Below are 21590 nucleotides of genomic sequence, written 5' to 3'. Positions count from 1 at the left end.
ACTTGGCCGGGATGATCAGTCGATCCGGCGGTACGGCTCGCAGCCGGGCGGCGCCTTCGGCGCGTCCCGCTTGCGGATCTCCGGGATCTGCTTGGTGACCGGATGTGAGTCGTCGAGGGTGAACTTCTCGCCGTGGTGGGCGAGGTCGATCGACGGACCCTCGAGCAGCCGGTAGGTCGCCGACTCCCGGTCGATCGCGACGACCACCTTCGATTCCCGGACCATGATGCGGAACGACAGGTAGGTGAGCCGGCTCGGGAGGCGCGGCGCGAACGTGATGTTCCCACCGAAGTCACGCATCCCGCCGAATCCGGCCACCAGGTCGGTCCACGCGCCGGCGAGCGCCGCGATGTGCAGACCGCTCGACACGTTGCTGTGCAGGTCGTGCAGGTCGGTGAAGACCGACTCGCACATGAGGTCGTAGGACAGGTCGAGGTAGCCGACCTCGGCGGCGACGACCGCCTCGCAGCACGCCGACAACGACGAGTCTCGCACGGTCAGCGGGTAGTAGTAGTCGAAGTTGCGCAGTTTCTGTTCGGGGGTGAACGACGATCCGAACATGTACATCGCGAAGACGAGGTCGGCCTGTTTGACCACCTGCTTGCGGTACAGGTCGTAGTAGGGATAGTTCAGCAGCAGCGGATAGCGACCCACCGACGACTCGAAGTCCCACGCGCCGAGCAGGGTGAACGACTCGCACTGCTGGTGGACGCCGAGCGCGTCGTCGAACGGGATCGACATGTCGTCGGCGCAGGACTCCCAGTGCGCCGCCTCCGCGTCGGTGACGCCGAGTTCACGGGCCAGGTCGGGGCGGCGGTGCACCGCCGTGACCGCGTCTCGAAGATTCTGTTGCGCAGCGAGATTGGTGAACACATTGTTGTTCACCACGGCTGTGTACTCGTCCGGGCCGGTGACCCCGTCGATGCGGAACTTGCCGTTCACGTCGTGATGGCCGAGGCCGGCGAAGAGTCGTGCGGTCTCCACGAGCAACTCGACGCCACACTCGGTTTCGAACTGTTCGTCGTCGGTGGCGCGCAGATATCGGGCCGTGGCGTTCGCGATGTCGGCGCTCACGTGCACACCGGCGGTACCCGCGGGCCAATAGCCCGAGCATTCGTCGCCGTTGATGGAGCGCCAGGGGAACATCGCACCTCGCTGGCCGAGTTCGGTGGCGCGGCTCTTGGCCTTGTCCATCGTCGCATGGCGCCAGCGCAGTTCCTCGCCCGCGGCGGCGGGCACGGTGTAGGTCAGCATCGGCAGGATGAAACTCTCGGTGTCCCAGAAGGTGTGGCCGTCATATCCCGGGCCGGTCAGACCTTTCGCCGGTATGGCGCGCGACTGGCCGCGGGCACCCGCCTGCAGGACGTGGAACAGTGCGAACCGGACCGCCTGCTGTAGCTCCGGGTCGCCGTCGAGTTCGACATCGGCGTGGCGCCAGAAATCTTCCAGGTAGTTGATCTGGTCGGCTTTCAGTGCCTCCCAACCGGTTTCCATCGCCATCGCCAACGCTGCGTCGACCTGGGCGCGCAACGCGTCCACCGAGCGGCGCGCCGACCACCCGTACCCCATGTACTTGGTCAACGACAGCTTGGTGCCCTGCGGCACGTTCGCCGCGACCGTGAGCCGGGCCAGGTCGGCGTCGGCGCGGATGAATGCGTCGGCCTTGTCCGGGAATTCGATCTCGTGGTCCATGCCCGCCGCGATGTGCAGGCCCGATTTCTTGGTGTGATGGACCAGCATGCCCCAGTAGTTGCGGCAGGTCGCGAGATCCGAGACCAGGGGCGAGTCCAGCGCAGCCGCCAGACGCGGGTCGTTACCGGGCGCGGGAACCGGTTCGTTGGCCAGCAGGTCGGACTGCAACACCAACTTCATGTCCTCGCCCACGGGTTCCACCTCGTAGTGGATCGCGGCGATGGTCCGTTTGGTGAACGACACCAGCCGCTCGGAACGGATGCGGACGGTGCGACCGGTCGGCGAGGTCCACAGGGTGTGCCGCCGCAGCGTTCCGGTGCGGAAGTCGAGCACCCGTTCGTGTTCGACCGTGCGGCCGTAGCGCAGATCCATCGGCTCGTCCTCGACGAGGAGCCGGATGATCTTGCCGTCGGTCACGTTGACCACCGTCTGCCCGGATTCCGGGTAGCCGTAGCCGCTTTCGGCATACGGCAGACCACGCAGCTCGTAGAAGCCGTTGAGATAGGTGCCCGGGTGATCGATCGGCTCGCCCTCTTCGAATGAGCCGCGTAGTCCGATGTGACCGTTGGACAGCGCGAAGAGGGTCTCGGTTCGTCCGAGCATGTCGACGTCGACGCCACGCCAGCGCAGTTGCCACGGATGGATGTCGAAGCCGTGGTCGGCGGCCCCCGGGCTCATGCGGACACCAACTCGTCGAGATCGTTGACGACGAGATCCGCACCCGCAGCGCGCATCGCGTCCGCCTGGCCACCGCCGACACGGTCGATGGCGACGACGTAGCCGAACTTCCCTGCGACAGCGGCCTCGACGCCCGAGATCGCATCCTCGAACACGGCCGCGTTGTCAGGCGTCACCCCCATCAGTTCGGCGCCCAACAGGAACGAGTCGGGCGCGGGTTTGCCCCGTAGCCCACGGTCGACGATGTCGAGTCCGTCCACGCGCGCTTCCACGTACTTGGTGAGATCGGCCGCATCCAGCACTGCTGCTCCGTTCTTCGACGATGTCACGACCGCGATGCGCAGGCCGGATTCCTTGGCGGCGTCGAGATATCGCACCGATCCGGGATACGGATCGACACCCTGCGCGTCGAGAGTCGCGACGAACTGCGCGTTTTTCCCGGAGCCGATGGCGGTGACGGTCTCCGGATCGACGTCGTCGATCTGGCGTGCGTGCAGGAAAGCGCGCACACCGTCTTCGCGGGGTCGACCGTCGACGTAGTCGAGGTAGTCCTGTTCGGTGAACGGGACCCAGTTCTTGGGATCCCGTTCGGAGAGGTACGCATCGAACGCCTGCTTCCACGCGTTGCGATGGAGGACGGCGGTCGACGTCAACACACCGTCGAGATCGAAGAGGGCGACCGAAATGGCTTCTGGCAATCCCAACACACCCCGAACGCTACCTGCCCGAGCGACTACTGGCGCGCCATGCGCGGGTATTCGACGACACGGCAGCGACGGGTCGGCTCACGCGGAGGAAGGGGTCGCGTCCGCCTCCGCGTCGTCCCAGAATCCGATGGACTCCAGGCGGGACATCAGGCGGTCGCGGGCGTCCGCGAACTGGGTGTGGATCTCCTCGCGGATCGCTCGTGCGTCGCCTGTCCGCAGATAGCCGATGAGGCGCCGGTGACTGGCCACCGCCTCCCGGCCCCACTCCGGATCCCGGGCGTAGAGGTCATACGGGTTGTACTTGCTGGCCGAGAAGACGAACCAGGCGAGTTTCTTGCTGTTGGCCGCGATGTTGACCTGCCGGTGGAACGCGTACTCGCGGTTGAGCACCTGGGCGTCGTCCTCGCCGTCGACCGCCGCCTCGAGCGCGTCGACGATGGTTTGCATCTTGGCCAGGTGCGTCCCGAGTTCCGGATTGTCGACGGCGTGGGTTGCCAATCGCGCCGAGAGTTCGCCTTGCATCCAGAAGATGTCGACGATGTCACCACGGCTGAGCGGCTCGACGATGAATCCCCGGTGGGGGGAGGAACGTACGAGTCCTTCGCCGCGCAGGGTCACCAGGGCCTCGCGCACCGGGGTCACGCTGCACCCCAGGGCAGATGCGGTGTCGTCGAGTCGGATGTACTCGCCCGGGCGCAGACCGCCGGTCATGATGCGGTTGCGCAGGTAGTCGGCGACCTCGTCGGTGAGCTGCGTGCGGCGCAGCGAGACGCGGCTCATACCGGACCCGGTCCGTCGAGGTGATCGTCGTGCACAGTGGTTCTCTTTCACTTGTGATGTGGCGCCGCGCATCGTCGGAGGCGGCGGGGTGGACCACCGCGGGCGAGACGACGCCGCCGCATCAACCGTACTTTCCCGGGCCGCTCGAGGGCGACCATCTCGGTCAGTGTCGGTCGCGCCGTCGGAATGATCCGTCCGACCCGACACCATCCCCCGCCGAGGTCACACGATGGCCCGGTCGTGCTTCATGCGGTACCGCAGATCGCGTACCAGCATGCGGCTGCTCCCGAACCGGATCGACTTCGGCAGCCCCTTGTTGACGCCGGAGACCAGCCGGAACAGGCGCTCGAAGCGCCGTTGGTCCTTGCGAGTCCACTCCAGACCCAGCTGGTCGCGGAACAGCGGCGGCAGGGTGCCGATGGTCAGGAAGCGGAGCAGATTGTGGAACGGCAGCCGGATGAGCGGATTGATCATCCTCAGGTCGACGAGATCGTTGAGGAAATCCGAGGTCCGATCATCGATCACGACCCGCTGGCAGGCGATGTTCCAGAATCGATCGAACTCCGCGCGTGTCGCGGGCCACATGTCCTCGGGCACCTGCAATGTGGTGCCGAGGGTCTTGGCGGACTGGTAGAACTCGTCGGCGTCGGTGGGACTCATGACGCCGTGGAGGAGTTGATGGGTGTCCTCGATACCGACGAACAGGCATGCGGCGACCCACATCTGCAGCTCGGGGTTGAACGCGTTGTACTTGACCGGGCTCTGCTCGTCGGACTTGACGTGGCGGTGGGCCGCGTTGACCGCATCGCGGAACGCCGCCTTCTCCGCGTCATCGCCGAGGATGGCGATCGCGAGGTATTGAGCCGTCGTCCGCGCACGTTTCCACGGGTGCGACATGAGCGCGCCGGATTCGACCTTGCTCTCCATGACCCCGTAGGCCACCTCGGGCCAGCCGAGCTGCATCACCACGTTGGACGCGGCGCCCGCGAAGGCCCAGAAGTCGACCGCCTCCTGGATGCGCGCCGGCTTGCGTGTGCTCGTGGTCCGCGTCCGTCGGCCCGAGATCTCGATCCGGGTCTGCGCCGTGGTCAGTACCGGCGTCGTCTGCTCGATGGGGGGAAGGTAACTCGTGGGCATGAGTTTCCGCCTTTCCGTGGATGATGACCGCTGACGGCTCCGAGCGTGTCACCGCGTCTGGTCCACGCAGCTCACGTCTCGGCGGCGGGCATCGCGAACGCCATCGCTTCTCCAGCTCTTGCGGCCCCCGCCCGCACAGTCACCCCGACCGTGACTGTGACCCGCAACGCATGTTGAACCTACCGCATCTGTTTCATATATGAAATCTGAAACATGGTGGTGTCCCGCAGGGGCCGAGAAATCGGTTGGTCAGACGACCCGCGGCGGCGAGGATGGACCGATGACTCGCCGTTTCGCACAGGTGGATGTTTTCTCGTCGGTTCCGGTTGCCGGCAATCCGGTCGCCGTCGTCATCGACGGGGACGGCCTGACCGACGATCAGATGGCCGCATTCGCGCGGTGGACGAATCTGTCCGAGACCACGTTCGTGCTTCGCGCGACCCATCCCGATGCCGACTATCGTCTGCGGATCTTCACGCCCGCCGGTGAGCTGCCGTTCGCCGGCCATCCCACCTTGGGTTCGGCGCACGCGTGGCTGGAGGCCGGCGGCACGGCCAAGGGGGAGCGGATCGTGCAGGAATGCGGGGTCGGCCTGGTGCCGATCCGCACCGAGGCAGGTCGGCTGTCGTTCGCCGCCCCACCGCGGACCCGCTCCGGCCCGGTCGAGGAGGCGACGGTGGTCGATGTCGCCCGCGCGCTCGGGCTCGACCTCGACGAGGTCGTCGCCGCGGAGTGGGTTGCCAACGGTCCGGAGTGGATGGCGTTGCTGCTCAGCTCGGGTGATCGGGTCCTCGAGGTCGAGCCCGACATGACCGCGCTGGGCCACCACGAGGTGGGCCTCGTCGGCCCCTACTCCGGCGGACTGCCCGACGAACCGGAGGTCACCTTCGAGGTTCGCGCGTTCGTCCCCGGTCAGGGCATCCCGGAAGACCCGGTCACCGGCAGTCTGAACGCCGGTATCGCGGTGTGGCTGCGGCGCGACGGTCGGGTGCCGGCCGCCTATGTCGCCGCGCAGGGCACCGCGCTCGGCAGATCGGGCCGGGTGCACATCGCCGACGACGGCACCGACATCTGGGTGGGGGGCGTGGCCACCACGGTCATCGCTGGCACAGTGGAGCTGTGAGCGAGTCAGGGGGCACCGAAGCGGTCGCGCACGCGCGCGGCGAAACCGAGCGCAACTCCGAGACCGAGAGCAACTCCGAGACCGAGAGCAACAAGGCGGCCCGCAAGCGTCGTCGTCGCGAGCCGCCGCCCGATCCGACACCACTGCCCGGCCTCGTCGACGCGCACACCCATCTCGCCGCGTGCGGTGGCCGCGACCCGGAGGCGGTACGCGCGATCCTCGACCACGCGGGCGCGGTGGGGGTGGCGCAGGTGATCACCGTCGCCGACGACATGGTCGATGCGCGGTGGGCGATGGCGGCGGCCGACTGGGATCCGCGGGCCTTCGCGGCCGTCGCCCTGCATCCCACCCACGCCGCCGAACTCGACGACGCCGCGAAGGCCGAACTCGAGGAGATGGTCGCCGATCCGCGGGTCGTCGCCGTCGGCGAAACCGGTCTCGATCACTACTGGCCGGGCCGGTCCGAGGTGTGCGCGAGCCCCGAGGTCCAGGCCGAGGCCTTCCGCTGGCACATCGACCTCGCCAAGCGGGTGGGCAAACCCCTGATGATCCACAACCGTGAGGCCGACCGCGACCTCCTGGACATCCTGGCCGACGAGGGCGCGCCGGAGACCGTGATCATGCACTGCTTCTCCGGTGACCAAAACGTTGCACAGGAATGCGTCGAGCGCGGGTACATCCTCAGTTTCGCCGGGACGGTGAGCTTCGCGAATGCGGCCGAACTGCGTGCCGCGGCGCGGATCGTCCCGGACGACCAGATCCTGGTGGAGACCGACGCGCCGTTCCTGACGCCACATCCCTACCGCGGCCAGCCAAATCAGTCCTATGTCCTTCCGTACACCGCGCGCGCACTCGCGCAGGTCCGGGGCGTCGACGACGCGGAGATGGCGCAGATCCTGGGCGACAACGCTCGTCGGGTCTACCGGTTACCTTTGCAGTAATCACGCCTGTTCGTTATCGTATTGTGATCCCGCTGCCTGGGGGCAGCGATTCCGGCCGAGACGGGCAGCGCATCAGGCGCATTGCCAGGGGGTGTCCGGGGTCGCTGGTGATCGCAGCGCGGACGCAATTGTCCCCGACCAGGATGTTCCGTCTTGTCTGTTCTCGCCCGCATCAACAACTCGAAATCGACCCGCGCGCGGGTGGCCGTCGGAGCCGTCCTGGCCACCCTGACCGCAGGGGGCATCATGGGCATCGCCATGCACAAGAACGTTCAACTCACCATTGACGGTCATGTGCAGCAGGTGTCGACGATGGCGATGTCGGTGGACTCGGTGCTGCGTTCGCAGGGATTCGAACCCGAGGCAGGCGACCACGTGTCGCCCTCGCTGGACTCCGGCGTCGCTGACGGCCAGAACATCACGTTCAACCGTCTCAAAGAAGTCGATCTCGAGGTCGACGGCGCACCCCGCACGATCGAGACCACCGCGATCGACGTCCACGGATTGCTCGCCGAGCACGGACTCTCCGACAGCGCCATGGAACTCAACTTCGCGGCCCGCGACGCCCTGCCGGTCGACGGCGCGGTCGTCGACGTCACCACGCCCAAGCAGGTGACCCTGGTCGACGGCGGGGATCGCTCGCGGCCGGTCATCGCGGCCAAGACGGTCGCCGACCTGCTCGAGGAAGCCGGCAACCCCCTCGCCGGCGACGACGAGGTCGTCCCGGCGGCGCAGACGCCCGTCACCGAGGACATGCGGATCAAGGTGACCCGGATCCGTACCGAGGACTCCACCGTCACCGAGGACGTCGCCCCGCCGGAGATTGAGAAGAAGGACCCCACCCTGGTCCGCGACCGCAAGGTGGTCCTGAAGCCGGGCAAGCCCGGTGAGGCCCGTGTCACGTACTCGATCACGACGGTGAACGGCAAGGTCGTCAAGCGCGAGAAGATCAATTCCGAGGTGCTCACCGAGCCGGTCGCGGCGACCGTTCGGATCGGTACCAAGCCGGGTGCCCCGTTCGTTCCGGCCGGGTCGGTCTGGGACTCGCTGGCGCAGTGCGAGGCAACCGGGAACTGGGCGATCAACACCGGCAACGGCTTCTTCGGCGGCGTCCAGTTCGACCAGAACACCTGGGAGCGCTGGGGCGGCACGGAGTACGCCCCGCGCGCGGATCTCGCCACCCGTGAGGAGCAGATCGCCATCGCCAAGAAGACCCAGGCCGCTCAGGGCTGGGGCGCCTGGCCGTCCTGCTCGTCGAAGCTGGGACTCCGCTGAGCGACACACCGGACGACCCGCCGCGCCTCCTGGGACCCGCGCAGATCCGAACGCTCGCAGCAGAGATCGGCGTCCGGCCCACCAAGACCCTCGGCCAGAACTTCGTCCATGACGGCAACACCGTGCGTCGGATCGTCGCCGAGTCGGGCGTCGGCCCCGACGACGTGGTCCTCGAGGTGGGGCCCGGACTGGGGTCACTCACCCTGGCGTTGCTCGGCGCGGCCGGTCGGGTGATCGCGGTCGAGATCGACCCCGTTCTCGCCGCGCGGTTACCCGCCACCGTCGAGGAGTTCGCGCCGCTGCAGGCGCCACGGTTCGAGGTCGTGACAGCCGACGCGCTGTCGGTGGTCCGGTCCGACCTACCGGCCGCCCCGACCGCGCTCGTGGCGAATCTGCCCTACAACGTCGCGGTTCCGGTGTTGCTGCACCTCCTCGCCGAGATCCCCACCATCGCCACGGCTCTGGTGATGGTCCAGGCCGAGGTCGCGGATCGCCTCGCGGCCGGGCCGGGTGGTCGCGTGTACGGGGTGCCGAGCGTCAAGGCCCGCTATTTCGGCACGGTCCGGCGGGCCGGCTCCGTGGGACGCAACGTGTTCTGGCCCGAACCGAAGGTCGAATCCGGGCTCGTCCGGATCGATCGGACCACCACCCACTCTGCCGATCCGTCGGTCCGCAACGAGGTCTTCAGGGTCATCGACGCCGCATTCGCTCAGCGGCGCAAGACGCTGCGCTCGGCACTCGCCGGCTGGGCGGGCAGTCCCGTCGAGGCGGAACGGCGGCTGCGGGCCGCCGGCATCGATCCCGGTCTCCGTGGCGAGCGACTCGACGTCGACGGTTTCGTCCGGCTTGCCGCGACCGCGCATTCCTGAGCGCCGCTCCTCCCGCCCACCGCCGACGTCGTCGGCAGCATCCATACCGACTCGATTACGCTGGACTCCTGTGTCTCGAGCGTCGTTGTCGGTGGTGTCCGATTCGGTCACCGTGCGGGTGCCGGCGAAGGTCAATCTGCACCTCGGTGTGGGTCCGCTCCGCGACGACGGCTTCCACGATCTGGTGACCGTGTTCCAGGCATTGTCACTGTGCGACGACATCCGGCTGAGCCCCGCGAACGAGCTGCGCGTGACGACTCGGGGCGAGGGAGCCGGCGATGTGCCCGCCGACGCCAGCAATCTCGCCGCTCGTGCGGTCAACGAGGTGGCGCGACGAGCGGACCGGGCAGCACGGGTCGCGATCGACATCGACAAGCGGATCCCGGTGGCGGGTGGCATGGCAGGCGGCAGTGCGGATGCCGCCGGTGCACTCGTCGGGGCGGCCGCACTGTGGGGGCTCGACATCGACCGCGATGATCTGACCGAGATGGCTGCGGCGCTCGGGAGCGATGTCCCGTTCGCGCTGCACGGCGGCACCGCCCTGGGTACCGGCCGGGGTGAGCGGTTGATGCCCATCCTCGCGCGAGGCGAGTTCCACTGGGTGCTCGCGATCGCGCGATCCGGTCTGTCGACACCCGCGGTGTACGGCGAACTGGATCGCCTTCGGGAGAGTCGCCCCGACTCCGACATCACCACCCCGCGTCCCGACGAACTGATGGCAGCGCTGACGTCGGGTGACCCCCGGGTCGTGGCGCCGTTGCTGCACAACGACCTTCAACCGGCGGCCCTGAGCCTGCAGCCCGCACTGCGGCGGACGTTGCGTGCGGGCGTCGACGCGGGTGCCCTCAACGGAATCGTCTCCGGGTCGGGGCCCACCTGTGCGTTCCTGTGCGCGGACGAGACATCGGCGGTCAACGTCGCGGCGGAACTGTCGGGGGTCGGGGTGGCTCGTGCCGTGCGGACCGCCAGCGGTCCGGTCCCGGGCGCCCGGGTGCTGCACGACTGACCCTGGCCGGCGATCAGGACCGGTCAGCTACCGAACACGTTGATGGCGTTGCCGTAGGCGCGCAGTGATGCGATGGACCCGTTGTAGCGGTTGAGATCGACCCGGGCCGGCACACCGGGTAGCCGTCCGGAATCGGTGAACTGCCAAAACGTCCAGGTGCGCCAACCGCCCCGGGGCATCTGGGGCGCCGCGCGACCCCGGTAATCCGCGATCCACAACGGATGGTCGGCGAACTCGCGCGTGCCGCCCATCGCGGTGTTCCAGAAGTTCGGGTAGGTGTACAGGATCGTCTTTCGGCCGGTGAGCGGTTCGAGCACCGCAAAGAACTCGCGGACCCACGCGGCAAGCGCGCGGGGCCCGAGCCCGCCGGAATGTTCGAGATCGAGGACCGGCGGCAGGTCGAGGATTCCGTTCTGCCCCAGCACGATCGCCGCGTAGAACAGCGCCTGCTCGGTGGCCGACCGGCTGGGGTCGGCGTAGTGGTAGGTACCGCGGATGAGGCCCGCCGCGCGCATCGCCAGGCTGTCGGAGATGAAGTACGGATTGATGTACCAGGTGGATTCGGTCGCCTTCACCATCGCCATCTGCTGCCCCGAGGCGCGCACCGCGAACCAGTTGATGCTCGCGCCGTTCGGATGCTGCCAACTCGACACATCGGGGCCCACCTGGGGCGCCGCAGCCGACTCGGGGATCGACACCATCGCACCGCCGAGCCCGACGACGGCCGTGGCGGCCACCGTGATGATCATTCGCCGGACGATCACGGCTCCACGCTAGGCGTCTGATGCGCGCCGCGCAGACCTTCGGCGACACTCGCCCCGCCGACCGTGTCCACCGCGGTGTTCGCGGTCACGCCGAGGTCCGTTGCTAGGGTTCTCCGAGTGGCACCCCCGAACCCGGTCGCGCTGATCAACGCGGACCGCATCAGCAAGAGCTACGGCGTCAAGCCCCTGCTCGACGAGGTGTCGCTCGGTGTTCACGAATCCCAGCGGATCGGTGTGGTCGGCCTCAACGGTGGCGGCAAGACGACACTGCTGGAGATCCTCGGCGGGATCACCGAACCGGACAGCGGCCGGGTGTCGCACGCCGGCGGCATCCGCGTCGCCACCGTCACCCAGCGCGGTGAACTACCCGCCGGCGCGACCGTCGCCGAGGTTGTCGTGGGCGGTCCTGATGTCGCCGTCCACGAATGGGCGGGCGATCCGCGGATTCGGGGCATCCTCACCGGCATCGGTGTCGACGAACTGCTCGACGCGCGCGTCGACGAGCTGTCCGGTGGTCAGCGCCGCCGGGTCGGATTGGCCGCGGCCCTGGTCTCCGACGCCGACCTGCTGCTCCTCGACGAACCGACCAATCACCTCGACGTCGAAGGCGTGCAGTGGCTGGCCGAGCATCTGGTGTCGCGCCGCAGCGCCCTCGTGGTGGTCACGCACGACCGATGGTTCCTCGACACCGTGGCCACCCGGACCTGGGAGGTGCATTCCGGTGTCGTCGACGACTACGAAGGCGGCTACAACGACTGGATCTTCGCGCGTGCGGAACGGTCCCGCCTCGCCGATGCCGCCGAGGAACGCCGACGCAACCTCGCCCGCAAGGAACTCGCGTGGCTACGGCGCGGCCCGCCCGCCCGCACATCCAAGCCGCGTTACCGCATCGAGGCTGCCGAACGCCTGATCGCCGACGTACCGCCGCCGCGGGACACGGTGACCCTGTCCGCTTTCGCCAAACGCCGTCTCGGCCGTGTCGCCGTCGAACTCGAGGACGCCCGCATCGCCACGCCGGCATCCGACGTGCTGCTCGACGACCTCACGTGGCGTCTCGCCCCCGGTGAACGGATCGGTCTGGTCGGCGTCAACGGATCGGGCAAGACGACTCTGTTGCGTGCGCTCGCCGGAGAGGTCGACGTCTCACCGGGCCGCCGCATCGAGGGCACCACTGTGCAGATCGGGTGGCTGCGTCAGGAACTCGACGACCTCGACGAGAACCAACGTGTCCTCGACGCCGTCGAAGCGGTGGCAACCCGGATCATGGTGGGGGACAAGGAACTCTCGGCCTCGCAGCTCGCCGAACGCCTGGGGTTCAGCCCCGCCCGGCAGCGCACACCGATTGCCGACCTGTCCGGCGGCGAACGTCGCCGCCTGCAGATGACCTGCGTCCTGATGTCCGAACCCAACGTGCTGCTGCTCGACGAGCCGACCAACGACCTCGACATCGACACGCTGCAGCAGGTGGAAGATCTACTCGACAGCTGGGCTGGGACCCTGGTCGTGATCAGTCACGACCGCTACCTGATCGAGCGGATCTGCGACAGCACCTGGGCGTTGTTCGGGGACGGCCGACTCACCAATCTGCCGGGCGGGATCGAGCAGTACCTGCAGCGTCGCCGCGACATCGCCGGCTCGCGGCAGAAGACCGGCAGCGCCGTCGGACAGTCCGCGGCGGCGGCGCCCACATCCGCGACGCCGGCGCCGACGGTCAGCGCCGCCGAACACCGCGAGGCGCGCAAGGCGATGAATCGCCTCGAGCGTCAGATCGACCAATTGGCCGCGCGAGAAGAGCGACTGCACGTCGAACTGGCCGAGGCCGCCACCGACCCGGATCAGCTCGTCGTGCTGAACACCGAACTGCGTCAGGTCGTCGCGGACAAGGAAACCGCCGAGGCGGCATGGCTGGAGGCGGCCGAGAAGGTCGAATGACCGACGTGGCGCGGCGGATCAGCGGCGGATGGCGGCGTTGACCATCGACGCGATCGCGATCGCTCCGGCCTGATTGATGTGATACGGGTACGCGATACTGCCGTTCGACAACGAACTCTCGTACCACGGATTGATCAGATTGCACGGGTCGTGGCCGGCCGACCGCCGGTTGGCGTCGACGAAGGTTCCGTCGACCTTGGTCGTCGCCCGGCGCAGGGCGTCACCGGCCCGATCGAACACCCGGTTCATCCACCGGACATCGGGATCACTGACCGGCACCATCGGCCAGCAACCATGATTGCCCATGAATCCGCCGATCCCCACGACGATGATCTGGGCGCGCGGCGCCTTCTTCCGGATCGCGCGCAGGGCGGGTGTCACCCGGTTCTCCATGCGGGCGATGCGCCAGCGGACCTCTTGCTCCAGCTGCGGATTGTGCCGGCACCGACGATCGTTCAGCGGAGCGGTGTTGCACCGGGACAGGATGGCACCCCAGCGCATGTCGTTTCCGCCGATGCTGACCGTGATGACCTGGGCGTCGCGGGGTACGAGGTGTAGTTGCGGGGGCTTGACGCCGGCGTTCGTCCGCTGTGCGGTCCGGTAGAGGTGCGGGGCCTGGGCGCCCGCGCACGACGTGTCCACGAAGTGCCGCGGCAGTGTCATCACCGCGAGGACGGTGGGGTAGTTGAACGCCGAGCGTTTGCACCCGAGGAAGTAGTCGGGCGTCGGGGTGAAGAAGCCGCCGGATGCGCGGGAGTCGCCCATCGCGACATAGGGTCCGCCGGTGTAGCGGACCGGTGTCGGTTCCGGCGCAGCGTGCGCAGACGAGACTGTCGCGGCCAGCGTCACCACCGTCAGAACCGTGGACAACGTCGCGATGATGCCGCGTCGGACGCGCGGCACTCCGACCCGAACCCGTCGAGAAGAACCCATATGTGGCGAAACCCCCTGGATGTCCCCTGGGATTCTAGGGGACAACCCGACTCGCATGTGACGGGAGTCGCAACGTCACCACCGGTCCCTGAGGAGCGAGGCGCCGACGTCACCACCGGTCCCTGAGGAGCGAGGCGCTAGGAGGCTGCTGAAGAAGTGGTCTCTGTGCGGCTGGCGCTGTCGCCGAATGCTGGGTCGGCTGAATCGCGGGCGGGTGCCATTGGGGCGCCTGCCCCGGGCGGGGTCAGGTGGTGGCCAGGGTCCAGGTGTTGTTGGTGGTGCTCAGTCCCAGGGTGATCAGGCGGCGCAGGTTGATCGCGGCGACACGGTGGTGCAGCCAGTTGTTGTTCGCGGTGACTCCTCGGAACGGGGTGCGGCGGCTACCGCGGGTCAGCCAAGCGATCGAGCGTTCCACCATGGGCCGATTCTGCCGATATGATTGCTGAATCATGGTGTCGGTGAACTGCTTTCGGTGGTCGCGGTGGAGCCGGTGGTGTTCACCGAGGTTGACGGAGCGGCCCTTGGCCGAGGTGGTGCACCGGGCCCGGAGCGGACACCCCGTGCAGGCCTGCCGGAAGGCGGCGCGATGGCTGGCGGTGACCGGCCGGGTCACCCCGGCGGGGCAGGTCAGCGTGTGCGTGGCGGGGTCGTAGGAGAAGTCATCGATGACGAACCCGCCCGGGATTGCCGGACGATACGGCCAGGGTTTGAGCGCCACCTCCCAGGTCGTGTCGGCCAAGCTCGCCAACATCGCTCCGGTGGCATACGCCGAATCGCCGAGGACCTGCCCGCCCTGGGTCGGCGCGGTGGGATCGGTCGGTAACAACCGCGCCCCGACCGCCGCATCGGAATTGGCCGGGCCGCAGGCCTTGGTCAATTCCGTCGCCGTGATCAGCCCGGTGTCGGGTTCGACCACCACATGAGCTTTGAACCCGTCCTGGCGGCGTGACTGGGTCTTATGGGCGTGGCGGGCCTCAGGGTCGACCGTGGAGATCATCCGATCGGTGACGGTGCGCTCGGCGATGCGGAGCTTGTCAAGATGTCTGTGTAAGAACGTCGCTCCTTGATTTTCTGTCGGTTGCTGTGGGTCAGTTCAGGTGGGGTTCGATGCGTTCGGGGTAGGCCAGCGCGAGCTGGCCGAGGGCCTGTTTCCAGTTGGTGACGACTTGGCCCTCGACGAGTCGTCCCGGAGCTTGCGGTTTGACGGTGCCGCGTTTGCCGCGTTGTTTCTCCCGTGCGATGGCTCGTTTGTCCTCGATGTCGCAGATCGCCAACCAGAGCAGTTTGCGGACCGCGGCATCGTTCGGGAAGTGGCCGCGGTTCTTGATGATCTTGCGGAGCTGATAGTTCAGTGACTCGATCGAGTTGGTGGTGTAGATGACCTTGCGTAGTTCCGGCGGGAACTCCAGGAACGGGATGAACCGGTCCCAGGCACGGTCGAACGCCTGGGTCGCGCTGGGATACTTGGCGCCGAGTTCGGAGTCGCGGAAGGCTTCCCATTCGCGGCGGGCGACCTCGGCGTTCGGCGCGGTGTAGATCGGTTTGAGCGCGCGGGCCACCTCTTTGCGGTCTTTGTAGTTCACGAACCGCATCGCGTTGCGGATCAGGTGCACCACACAGGTTTGCACGGTGGCTTTGGGCCAGGTCGCTTCGATCGCTTCGGGGAATCCGGTCAGCCCGTCGCAGCACACGATCAGCACGTCTTTGACGCCGCGGTTGGCCAGATTCGCGCACACCCCGGCCCAGAACTTCGCGCCTTCCTCGGCCTGAATCCAGATTCCCAACACATGCTTGACGCCGTTCATGTCGACGCCGATTGCTATGTGGGCGTGCTTGTTTCGCACGTGAGCGCCGTCTTTGGCCTTGACCACCAGCGCGTCGAGGAACATCACCGGATACAGCGGTTCCAGTGGCCGGTTCTGCCATTCATCGACCGCGTCGAGGACCTCGTCGCAGATCTTGGAGATCGTCTCATGCGACAGCTCGGTGCCCAGCGTGGACGCCAGATGATGCTGGATATCGCGCAACGTCATCCCGCCGGCATACAGCGAGATGATGATGTCATCGAGCCCGCCGAGCCGCCGCGAGCCGCGCGGCACCAGCCGCGGGGTGAACGAGCCGTCACGGTCGCGGGGGATGTTCAACGTGACCGGCCCGGCCTCCGACGCCACCGTTTTCGGCGTCGTCCCGTTGCGGGCGTTCGGTAGCTCCCGGCCGGCCGGATCGCCCTTCTCGTAGCCGAGGTGATCGGTCAGCTCGGCCCTCAAGCCGCGCTCGAGAGCGACTTTGATCAGCCCCGGGATCAGGCCACCTTCACCGGTGATCTGGATCTGACCAGAGTCGATCTGGGCCAGCAGCCCGTCGATCATGCCCGAGGCCTCCAACGCCTCAGCCACCTCCGCGGTCGAGCGAGGCTCAGCCAACTCCGGCAGCTGCTCCTCGTCGTGCTGATTGTCGCTGTCTGTCGCCATGCTCATAGATCTTCCTCTCACTACCGAGCACCGGACTTACACAGAACATCTGACACCTCCGCGATGCGCCAGCGACCGTCGGTGCCATCGGAGCCCTCGGCCGGTTCCACGTCCTGGCCGGCGACCAACGCCAACAACGCCACCGCCTGCTTGTCGGCCTCGGTGCCGGCAGTCTCGATCGTCTCGCGATCAAGGCCGTCGAGCACGGCCAACGCGTCGCTGACCAACGCGCTGACCAGCTGATCTCGTGCCTGTTCATCATCCCAGGCGATCCGCGGCTTACCCGGCTGGTCATAACCGGCGCCCGTCACCGCCGCCAGCCGGGTCGCACGCTGTGCCACGACCGCGGCGGCGCCATCGACCTCGCGGGCCACCCGCCGCATCGCCGCGATCAGCTGGGTGACGGTGTCCTGGCGGGCCACCGCATCATCGAGGACCGTCGAGTCCAGGGCCCGACGATTCTTGCCGGCGAGCACCCCGGTCGCGGTGATGACCTCACGCACCACCTCGAAAATGCGGTGTGGACGCTCGCTGTTGGCCAGCCGCCGCCGCCAGTAGGTCAACGTGGACGGATGAAAACCTTTGTCACCCAACACGAACCCACACGCAGCCTTCCACCGCAGATCGAAAGTGACCGCATCAGCGGCCTCCCGGTCTGACAAACCCTGCAACGTTTGCAGCACGATCACCGAAGCCATCGTTGCTGGCGGGATCGACGGACGACCCCTCCCACTCGGGAACAGATCCGCGAACATCTCCGCGGGAAACAACTGCTCACGATGGGCGGCCAGAAACGCGAACACGCTGCCTTCGGCCAGCAAATGACCCACCACCGAGTTCACATCCAAAAACTCACCCTGGCGATCAAACTCACCCTGCATACCCACCAGGATCCCAGCCCAACAGCCACAACCCGCCCACCACACGCCCAAAACCGACGCCGATTATTCAGCAGTCTCCTAGCCGAGCGTCACGAAGGGCGGTCCACCCACAGTTCGTCACACCGGCGCGCGAAGTCGGTGATCATCGACGCGGTCTCGGCCGGCTGGATCAGCGGGAACAGGTGGCTGGCCCGCGGGATGACGTGGACTTCGGCGCGTGGTGACACGGCGACGAACCGCTGCTCGTGGACGCGGAACTGATCCCACCCGCCGTTGAGGAAGGCGATCGGGCCGGGGTAGCGCGCGACCTCGGCGAGGGCATCGAAGTCCGCGAGCTCGGCGACGACGTCGCGGATGGAGTGCAGCGCCAGACCCCCGGCCTCCATATCGCGCGCGACGCGACCGCCGACCGCGAGCCGGGTGAGCCCCTTGCTGATCGCGGCCGCCTGGCGGGGAAGGACGCTGGTGGCGGCGCCGAACGCCTGGAACGGGGCGGCGTAGAGCCGACTCGGCTGGGCTGTCGCACACATCGCGACCAGCCCGGCCACCGCCTCCGGGTGGCGCCCTGCCGTGGCCATCGCCACGTACCCGCCGAGGGACATCCCGGCAACCACCGCGGGCCTGCCGAGCTCGTCGATGGCCGCGAGAACGGTCTTCACCGCGTCGTCGATCCCGAACTTCTCGGCTGCGCGGGTTCCGTGTCCGGGGAGGTCCGGGGTGCTCACCGGCCTGTCCGTGATCCCGCCGGCGATGCGATGCAGGGCTGCGCCACTGACGCGGAGTCCGTGGACGAGGACGACGGGGATGGCGGCGGCCAGGTCATCACCGATATCGACGGTTTCCCGCGCAGTGCTCACGGGCCGTTGATGCGCGCTTAGCGGTCGGCGGCCTAGGTCGTCAGGGTTCTGCATTCTCGTCCGCTCTGTGTCAGTAACCGGTCCGCTGGCTCAAAGCAGTCTCGCAGCTTCCGATTCTGATGTCGTGTCGCTTCGGCGACGTGGGCGTGACGACGAGGTGTCGCGGTAGCCGCCTCAGGTTGTCCACAGGTCGAACGAGCGGACATCCTGCGCGACCGAACTTGTCGGTGGGTGCCGATACCTTGGTGTCATGCAATCGACCGCGCAGCCTCTGGCCCAGATGGGTGAGGATGAGCAGCACTCGGCCACCGAACTGGTCGAGGTCTTGCATCACAGCAATGCGGTGCGCGCGGCAGCCGATTACCGAATGCTACAGGCGGCCAGCCTGATCCACGAGGAACGCGAACAAGACCACCTGGTCAGGCTGGCCGCGGCGCTCGGGGAGGAATCCACCTCGCTGGCCGATCTGGAACGCCTCGCGGTGCGCGCCGCCGCCGGCGAAGACCCGCGAGCCCAGTACGGGCCGAACGGGCTCGAGCAGGCGGTCGCCGAAGTCGGTGCGGCCCTGACCATCCCACCGTCGCGGGCGCGGGAGTTCATCGAGGCCGGCAGTGTGCTGCGCCATCAGTTGCCGTTCACCGGCGCGACCCTGGGTGCCGGCCGTATCGATCTGCCCCGATTCCTCGCCGTCGTCAAGCGCACCAGTCTGTGCACACCCGAGAACCTGGATCTGCTCGACAAACTCATGGCCGAGGCGATCGAGACCCGTGAACCGATGTCGATGACCCGTTTCCTGGCGATGATCGACAAACTGATCGCCCAGAACGATCCGGCGGCGAACCGGCGGCGTCGCGAACTGGTCGATAACGACCGCAACATCAGCGTCCGCCCCGACCGCCACACCCCCGGCCAGGCACGCATCGGTGGCGCTCTCCCGGCCGATCAAGCCGCCGCCGTCGATGCCCGCCTCAACTCCATGGCCGCCGCAGTCCACCCCGGCGACCCCCGCTCGGCGGCACAACGCCGCGCCGATGCGTTGGTCGCCCTGGCCAACGGCGCCACCACCCTCACCTGTGAGTGTGAGGCCTGCTGCGCCGACAACAACGACACCGAATCCGATGCGGCCGAAACCGATACCGCAGAATCCGATGCTGCCGAATCCGATTCGACCGAACCTGACGCCGCCGAAATCGACACCACCGCGACGTCCGATCAGGGGACACCTCGCCCGACGTTCCACATCGTGGTGAACCTGAGCACCCTGCTGGGCCACGACGACGACCCGGCGTTCCTCGACGGGCAGGGCGTGATCGATGCCGATACCGCGCGGGCACTCGTCGCCGAGGCGAAACGCTGCTATGTGAACGCCGACACCGCGAACACCGCGCAGGTCGATCGCTACGCGCCGAGCAGAAAGGTCGCCGACCTCATCCGCTCCGGCGAACTGTGTTGCAGCTTCCCCGGCTGCAACAACCGAGCCTTCCACGCCGACGTGGATCACTCCGTCCCGCACGCCGACGGCGGCCCGACCGATCCACGCAACCTCAAGCCACTCTGCCGTTTTCATCATCGGATCAAGACATTCGCCGCCGGGTGGCGTGACTACCAGGATCCCCTCGGGGAGGTGTTCTTCCAATCACCCACCGGCCACACCTACCTGGGCAATGCGTTCACCGGTCGTGACCTGTTCGAATCGCTGACCCGCGCCACCCGACCACCCGACGACCCCGCGCGACAACGAATCGACACCATCCGAGCCCAACGCGGCGCGGCAGTCAAACGTGCCGACAAACGAGCGATGGAACGCTGGAACGAGCAGAACCCACCACCCTTCTGACCGGCTGGTCGGCGGTTCGGTTCATCAGCTTCCGTCGCGCTCGCCGACCGGGTCCGCTCCGATCTCGATGGTCCGCTCGACGTCGACCGCGTCGAGGAATCCGTGGTCGTGGGACACCACCAGCAACGCGCCGGTCCACTGGCGCAGCGCATCCATGAGTTCCTCCGTGGTGTCGATGTCGAGGTTGTTGGTGGGTTCGTCGAGGATGAGCAGTTTCGGCGCCGGGTCGGCGACCAGGCTCGATGCCAGGGCGACACGCAGCCGTTCCCCGCCGGACAGGTCCGCGAGCGGACGGTCGGCGCGCGAACCGCGGAACAGGAACCTGGCCAGGTGCGCCCGTATCTGCTGGGGGGAGAGATCGGGGTGCGCGTCGCCGATGGCGCCGGCGATCGACTGGCGCGGATCATCAAACGTGATCTGTTGGGGCACATAAGCGAACGGGACCACGATGCGACCGTCGGCGACGAGTTCCGCGATCCGGGTCGTCTTACCGGCGCCATTGCGCCCGACGAGGGCAACGCGCTCCGGTCCGTCGACGGTGAGCTCGTCGTCGACGATGACCTGCGCGCGCGTACTCAATTCGACGTGCGGCATGGCGATCCGTGCGGTCCGGTCGTCTCGGATGTGTTCGCGCGCCGAGTCCAGCCGTGCCGCGGCGGCGGTGACGTCGTCGCGGTGGGAGTTGCGCAGCTTGCCCGCCGACACCTGCGCCGCATCACGACGCAGGTGCGCGACGATCTTCGGGACGCGCTTCTCACGTTCGGCGGTGGCCGCGGTGCGCTTGCGGCGGTCGAGCTTGATCTGCGCCTCGACCATCTTGCGACGCTGTTTGCGCAGATCTCCCGAGGCGTTGGCGACCGCGGACTCGGCGGCTTCCTGTTCGGCGTCGACCATCTCGCGATAGTGCGAGTAGGGGCCACCGAACACGCGGAGCTCACCGCGGTACAGCTCGAGGGTGGCGTCGACCCGCTCCAGCATCTCCAGATCGTGGCTGACCACCACGACCGTGCCCGGGAACCGGTCGATCAACTCGAAGAGTCGGGTCCGGGAGGCGGCGTCGAGGTTGTTCGTCGGTTCGTCGAGGAGCAACACCGAGGGTCGGCGTGCCGTTGCCGCGACGATGGCGAGCAGTGTCGCCTCGCCCCCGGAGAGCGAGCCGACCCGGCGATCGAGATCGACCGGCAGACCGAGGGCGGACAGTTGGCCGGTAACGCGCTCCTCGAGGTCCCAATCGTCACCGACGATCGTGAAGTCGTCCGGCTCCACGGAACCTTTCTCGATGCGGCGCAACGCTTCCCGGACTTCAGACATCCCGAGGACATCGGCGATGGTGTGCTCGGGTTCGTCATGTGGCTGCTGTGTCACGTAGCCGACCTCCCCTCGGACGGACACGCTGCCCTGCCGCGGCACGAGCAGTCCGGCGACGAGCCGCAGAAGGGTGGTCTTGCCGGCGCCGTTGGCGCCGACGAGTGAGTACACGGCATCGGGAATCGTCACGGAGAGACCATCGAAGACGACGGTGCCGTCCGGCCAGCCGAACGAGACGTCGGACAGGGTGATGGCGGGGGACGGCTGCGCAGAGGATACGGACATTGATGCTCCTGAGGTGGTGGACGGACGCCTCGGCGTCCTGACGACGCGGGCGGGGTTGCCTACCTCAGTTGTGCATGACCGGTGATCACTCCTCGATGATCGGAAATCTCTCGA

The 21590-nt window shown here is 67.5% G+C and carries 17 protein-coding genes and 1 pseudogene; 7 read left to right on the top strand and 11 right to left on the bottom strand.

Annotated features, from left to right (window positions below; genetic code table 11):
• Positions 1-15: 15 nt before the first annotated feature.
• The 4 genes from VZC37_RS02015 to VZC37_RS02000 all read right to left on the bottom strand — a co-directional run bounded on the left by VZC37_RS02015 (position 16) and on the right by VZC37_RS02000 (position 4994).
• The gene (locus tag VZC37_RS02015) at positions 16-2370 is read right to left on the bottom strand and encodes a glycoside hydrolase family 65 protein (RefSeq protein ID WP_330430745.1); all 2355 of its coding nucleotides are present in this window, start codon (positions 2368-2370) and stop codon (positions 16-18) included.
• Entirely contained in the window at positions 2367-3077 is a 711-nt protein-coding gene (locus VZC37_RS02010) for an HAD family hydrolase (RefSeq protein ID WP_330430744.1), read from the bottom strand. Before VZC37_RS02010 ends, VZC37_RS02015 begins: the two co-directional genes overlap by 4 nt.
• Positions 3078-3155: 78 nt before the next feature.
• Entirely contained in the window at positions 3156-3857 is a 702-nt protein-coding gene (locus VZC37_RS02005; protein WP_330430743.1) for a GntR family transcriptional regulator, read from the bottom strand.
• 222 nt (positions 3858-4079) lie between these two features.
• Positions 4080-4994 (bottom strand): oxygenase MpaB family protein, encoded by a 915-nt coding sequence (locus VZC37_RS02000; protein WP_330430742.1) that lies wholly within the window; start codon positions 4992-4994, stop codon positions 4080-4082.
• A 280-nt stretch (positions 4995-5274) separates the two neighbouring features.
• On the opposite strand from VZC37_RS02000, the gene VZC37_RS01995 reads away from it, so the two are divergent.
• The 5 genes from VZC37_RS01995 (at position 5275) to VZC37_RS01975 (ending at position 10208) form a co-directional block, all read left to right on the top strand.
• Positions 5275-6117 carry a PhzF family phenazine biosynthesis protein gene (locus VZC37_RS01995; protein WP_330430741.1) on the top strand — a complete coding sequence of 281 codons (843 nt, stop codon included), beginning with the start codon at positions 5275-5277 and terminating at the stop codon, positions 6115-6117.
• A complete protein-coding gene (locus VZC37_RS01990; RefSeq protein WP_330430740.1) occupies positions 6114-7058 on the top strand; it encodes a TatD family hydrolase in 945 nt (314 codons plus the stop codon). The genes VZC37_RS01995 and VZC37_RS01990 overlap by 4 nt, the downstream gene beginning before the upstream one ends.
• A 153-nt stretch (positions 7059-7211) precedes the next feature.
• Positions 7212-8333, top strand: coding sequence for a resuscitation-promoting factor (locus VZC37_RS01985; RefSeq protein ID WP_330430739.1), 1122 nt, complete (start codon positions 7212-7214; stop codon positions 8331-8333).
• On the top strand, positions 8297-9202 hold the full coding sequence (rsmA, locus tag VZC37_RS01980; protein ID WP_330431677.1) for a 16S rRNA (adenine(1518)-N(6)/adenine(1519)-N(6))-dimethyltransferase RsmA: 906 nt from the start codon (positions 8297-8299) through the stop codon (positions 9200-9202). The genes VZC37_RS01985 and rsmA overlap by 37 nt, the downstream gene beginning before the upstream one ends.
• 70 nt (positions 9203-9272) lie before the next feature.
• Positions 9273-10208 (top strand): 4-(cytidine 5'-diphospho)-2-C-methyl-D-erythritol kinase, encoded by a 936-nt coding sequence (locus tag VZC37_RS01975; protein WP_330430738.1) that lies wholly within the window; start codon positions 9273-9275, stop codon positions 10206-10208.
• A gap of 23 nt (positions 10209-10231) precedes the next feature.
• Here VZC37_RS01975 and VZC37_RS01970 read toward each other — a convergent pair whose 3' ends face one another.
• Positions 10232-10972: a glycoside hydrolase family 25 protein gene (locus VZC37_RS01970; RefSeq protein ID WP_431309302.1), complete on the bottom strand. Its 741-nt coding sequence runs from the start codon at positions 10970-10972 to the stop codon at positions 10232-10234.
• A gap of 117 nt (positions 10973-11089) precedes the next feature.
• On the opposite strand from VZC37_RS01970, the gene VZC37_RS01965 reads away from it, so the two are divergent.
• The gene (locus VZC37_RS01965; RefSeq protein WP_330430737.1) at positions 11090-12904 is read left to right on the top strand and encodes an ABC-F family ATP-binding cassette domain-containing protein; all 1815 of its coding nucleotides are present in this window, start codon (positions 11090-11092) and stop codon (positions 12902-12904) included.
• A gap of 18 nt (positions 12905-12922) precedes the next feature.
• Here the strand turns inward: VZC37_RS01965 and VZC37_RS01960 are convergent, their stop codons facing one another.
• The 5 genes and pseudogenes from VZC37_RS01960 to VZC37_RS01940 all read right to left on the bottom strand — a co-directional run bounded on the left by VZC37_RS01960 (position 12923) and on the right by VZC37_RS01940 (position 18046).
• Entirely contained in the window at positions 12923-13837 is a 915-nt protein-coding gene (locus VZC37_RS01960; protein WP_431309301.1) for an SGNH/GDSL hydrolase family protein, read from the bottom strand.
• Positions 13838-14081: 244 nt separating this feature from the next.
• Positions 14082-14834, bottom strand: a complete 753-nt coding sequence (locus VZC37_RS01955) for a transposase (protein WP_330430735.1) — start codon at positions 14832-14834, stop codon at positions 14082-14084.
• 91 nt (positions 14835-14925) lie between these two features.
• Positions 14926-16314, bottom strand: a complete 1389-nt coding sequence (locus VZC37_RS01950) for an IS256 family transposase (RefSeq protein ID WP_330430734.1) — start codon at positions 16312-16314, stop codon at positions 14926-14928.
• Between the two features lie 50 nt (positions 16315-16364).
• Positions 16365-17189: pseudogene (locus VZC37_RS01945) on the bottom strand (transposase); the annotation flags it as partial.
• Positions 17190-17278: 89 nt separating this feature from the next.
• Positions 17279-18046, bottom strand: coding sequence for an alpha/beta fold hydrolase (locus tag VZC37_RS01940; RefSeq protein WP_330430733.1), 768 nt, complete (start codon positions 18044-18046; stop codon positions 17279-17281).
• Between the two features lie 250 nt (positions 18047-18296).
• Here VZC37_RS01940 and VZC37_RS01935 point away from each other — a divergent pair, with 250 nt between their 5' ends.
• On the top strand, positions 18297-19883 hold the full coding sequence (locus tag VZC37_RS01935) for an HNH endonuclease signature motif containing protein (protein ID WP_330430732.1): 1587 nt from the start codon (positions 18297-18299) through the stop codon (positions 19881-19883).
• 24 nt (positions 19884-19907) lie between these two features.
• Here VZC37_RS01935 and VZC37_RS01930 read toward each other — a convergent pair whose 3' ends face one another.
• Positions 19908-21476 (bottom strand): ABC-F family ATP-binding cassette domain-containing protein, encoded by a 1569-nt coding sequence (locus VZC37_RS01930; protein ID WP_330430731.1) that lies wholly within the window; start codon positions 21474-21476, stop codon positions 19908-19910.
• Positions 21477-21590 lie beyond the last annotated feature (114 nt).

This window comes from Gordonia sesuvii, from assembly GCF_036350415.1.
GTDB classification, from domain to species: domain Bacteria; phylum Actinomycetota; class Actinomycetes; order Mycobacteriales; family Mycobacteriaceae; genus Gordonia; species Gordonia sesuvii.
Note: the sequence above shows the minus strand (reverse complement) of the source record. Positions and strands in the feature narration are given on the sequence as shown.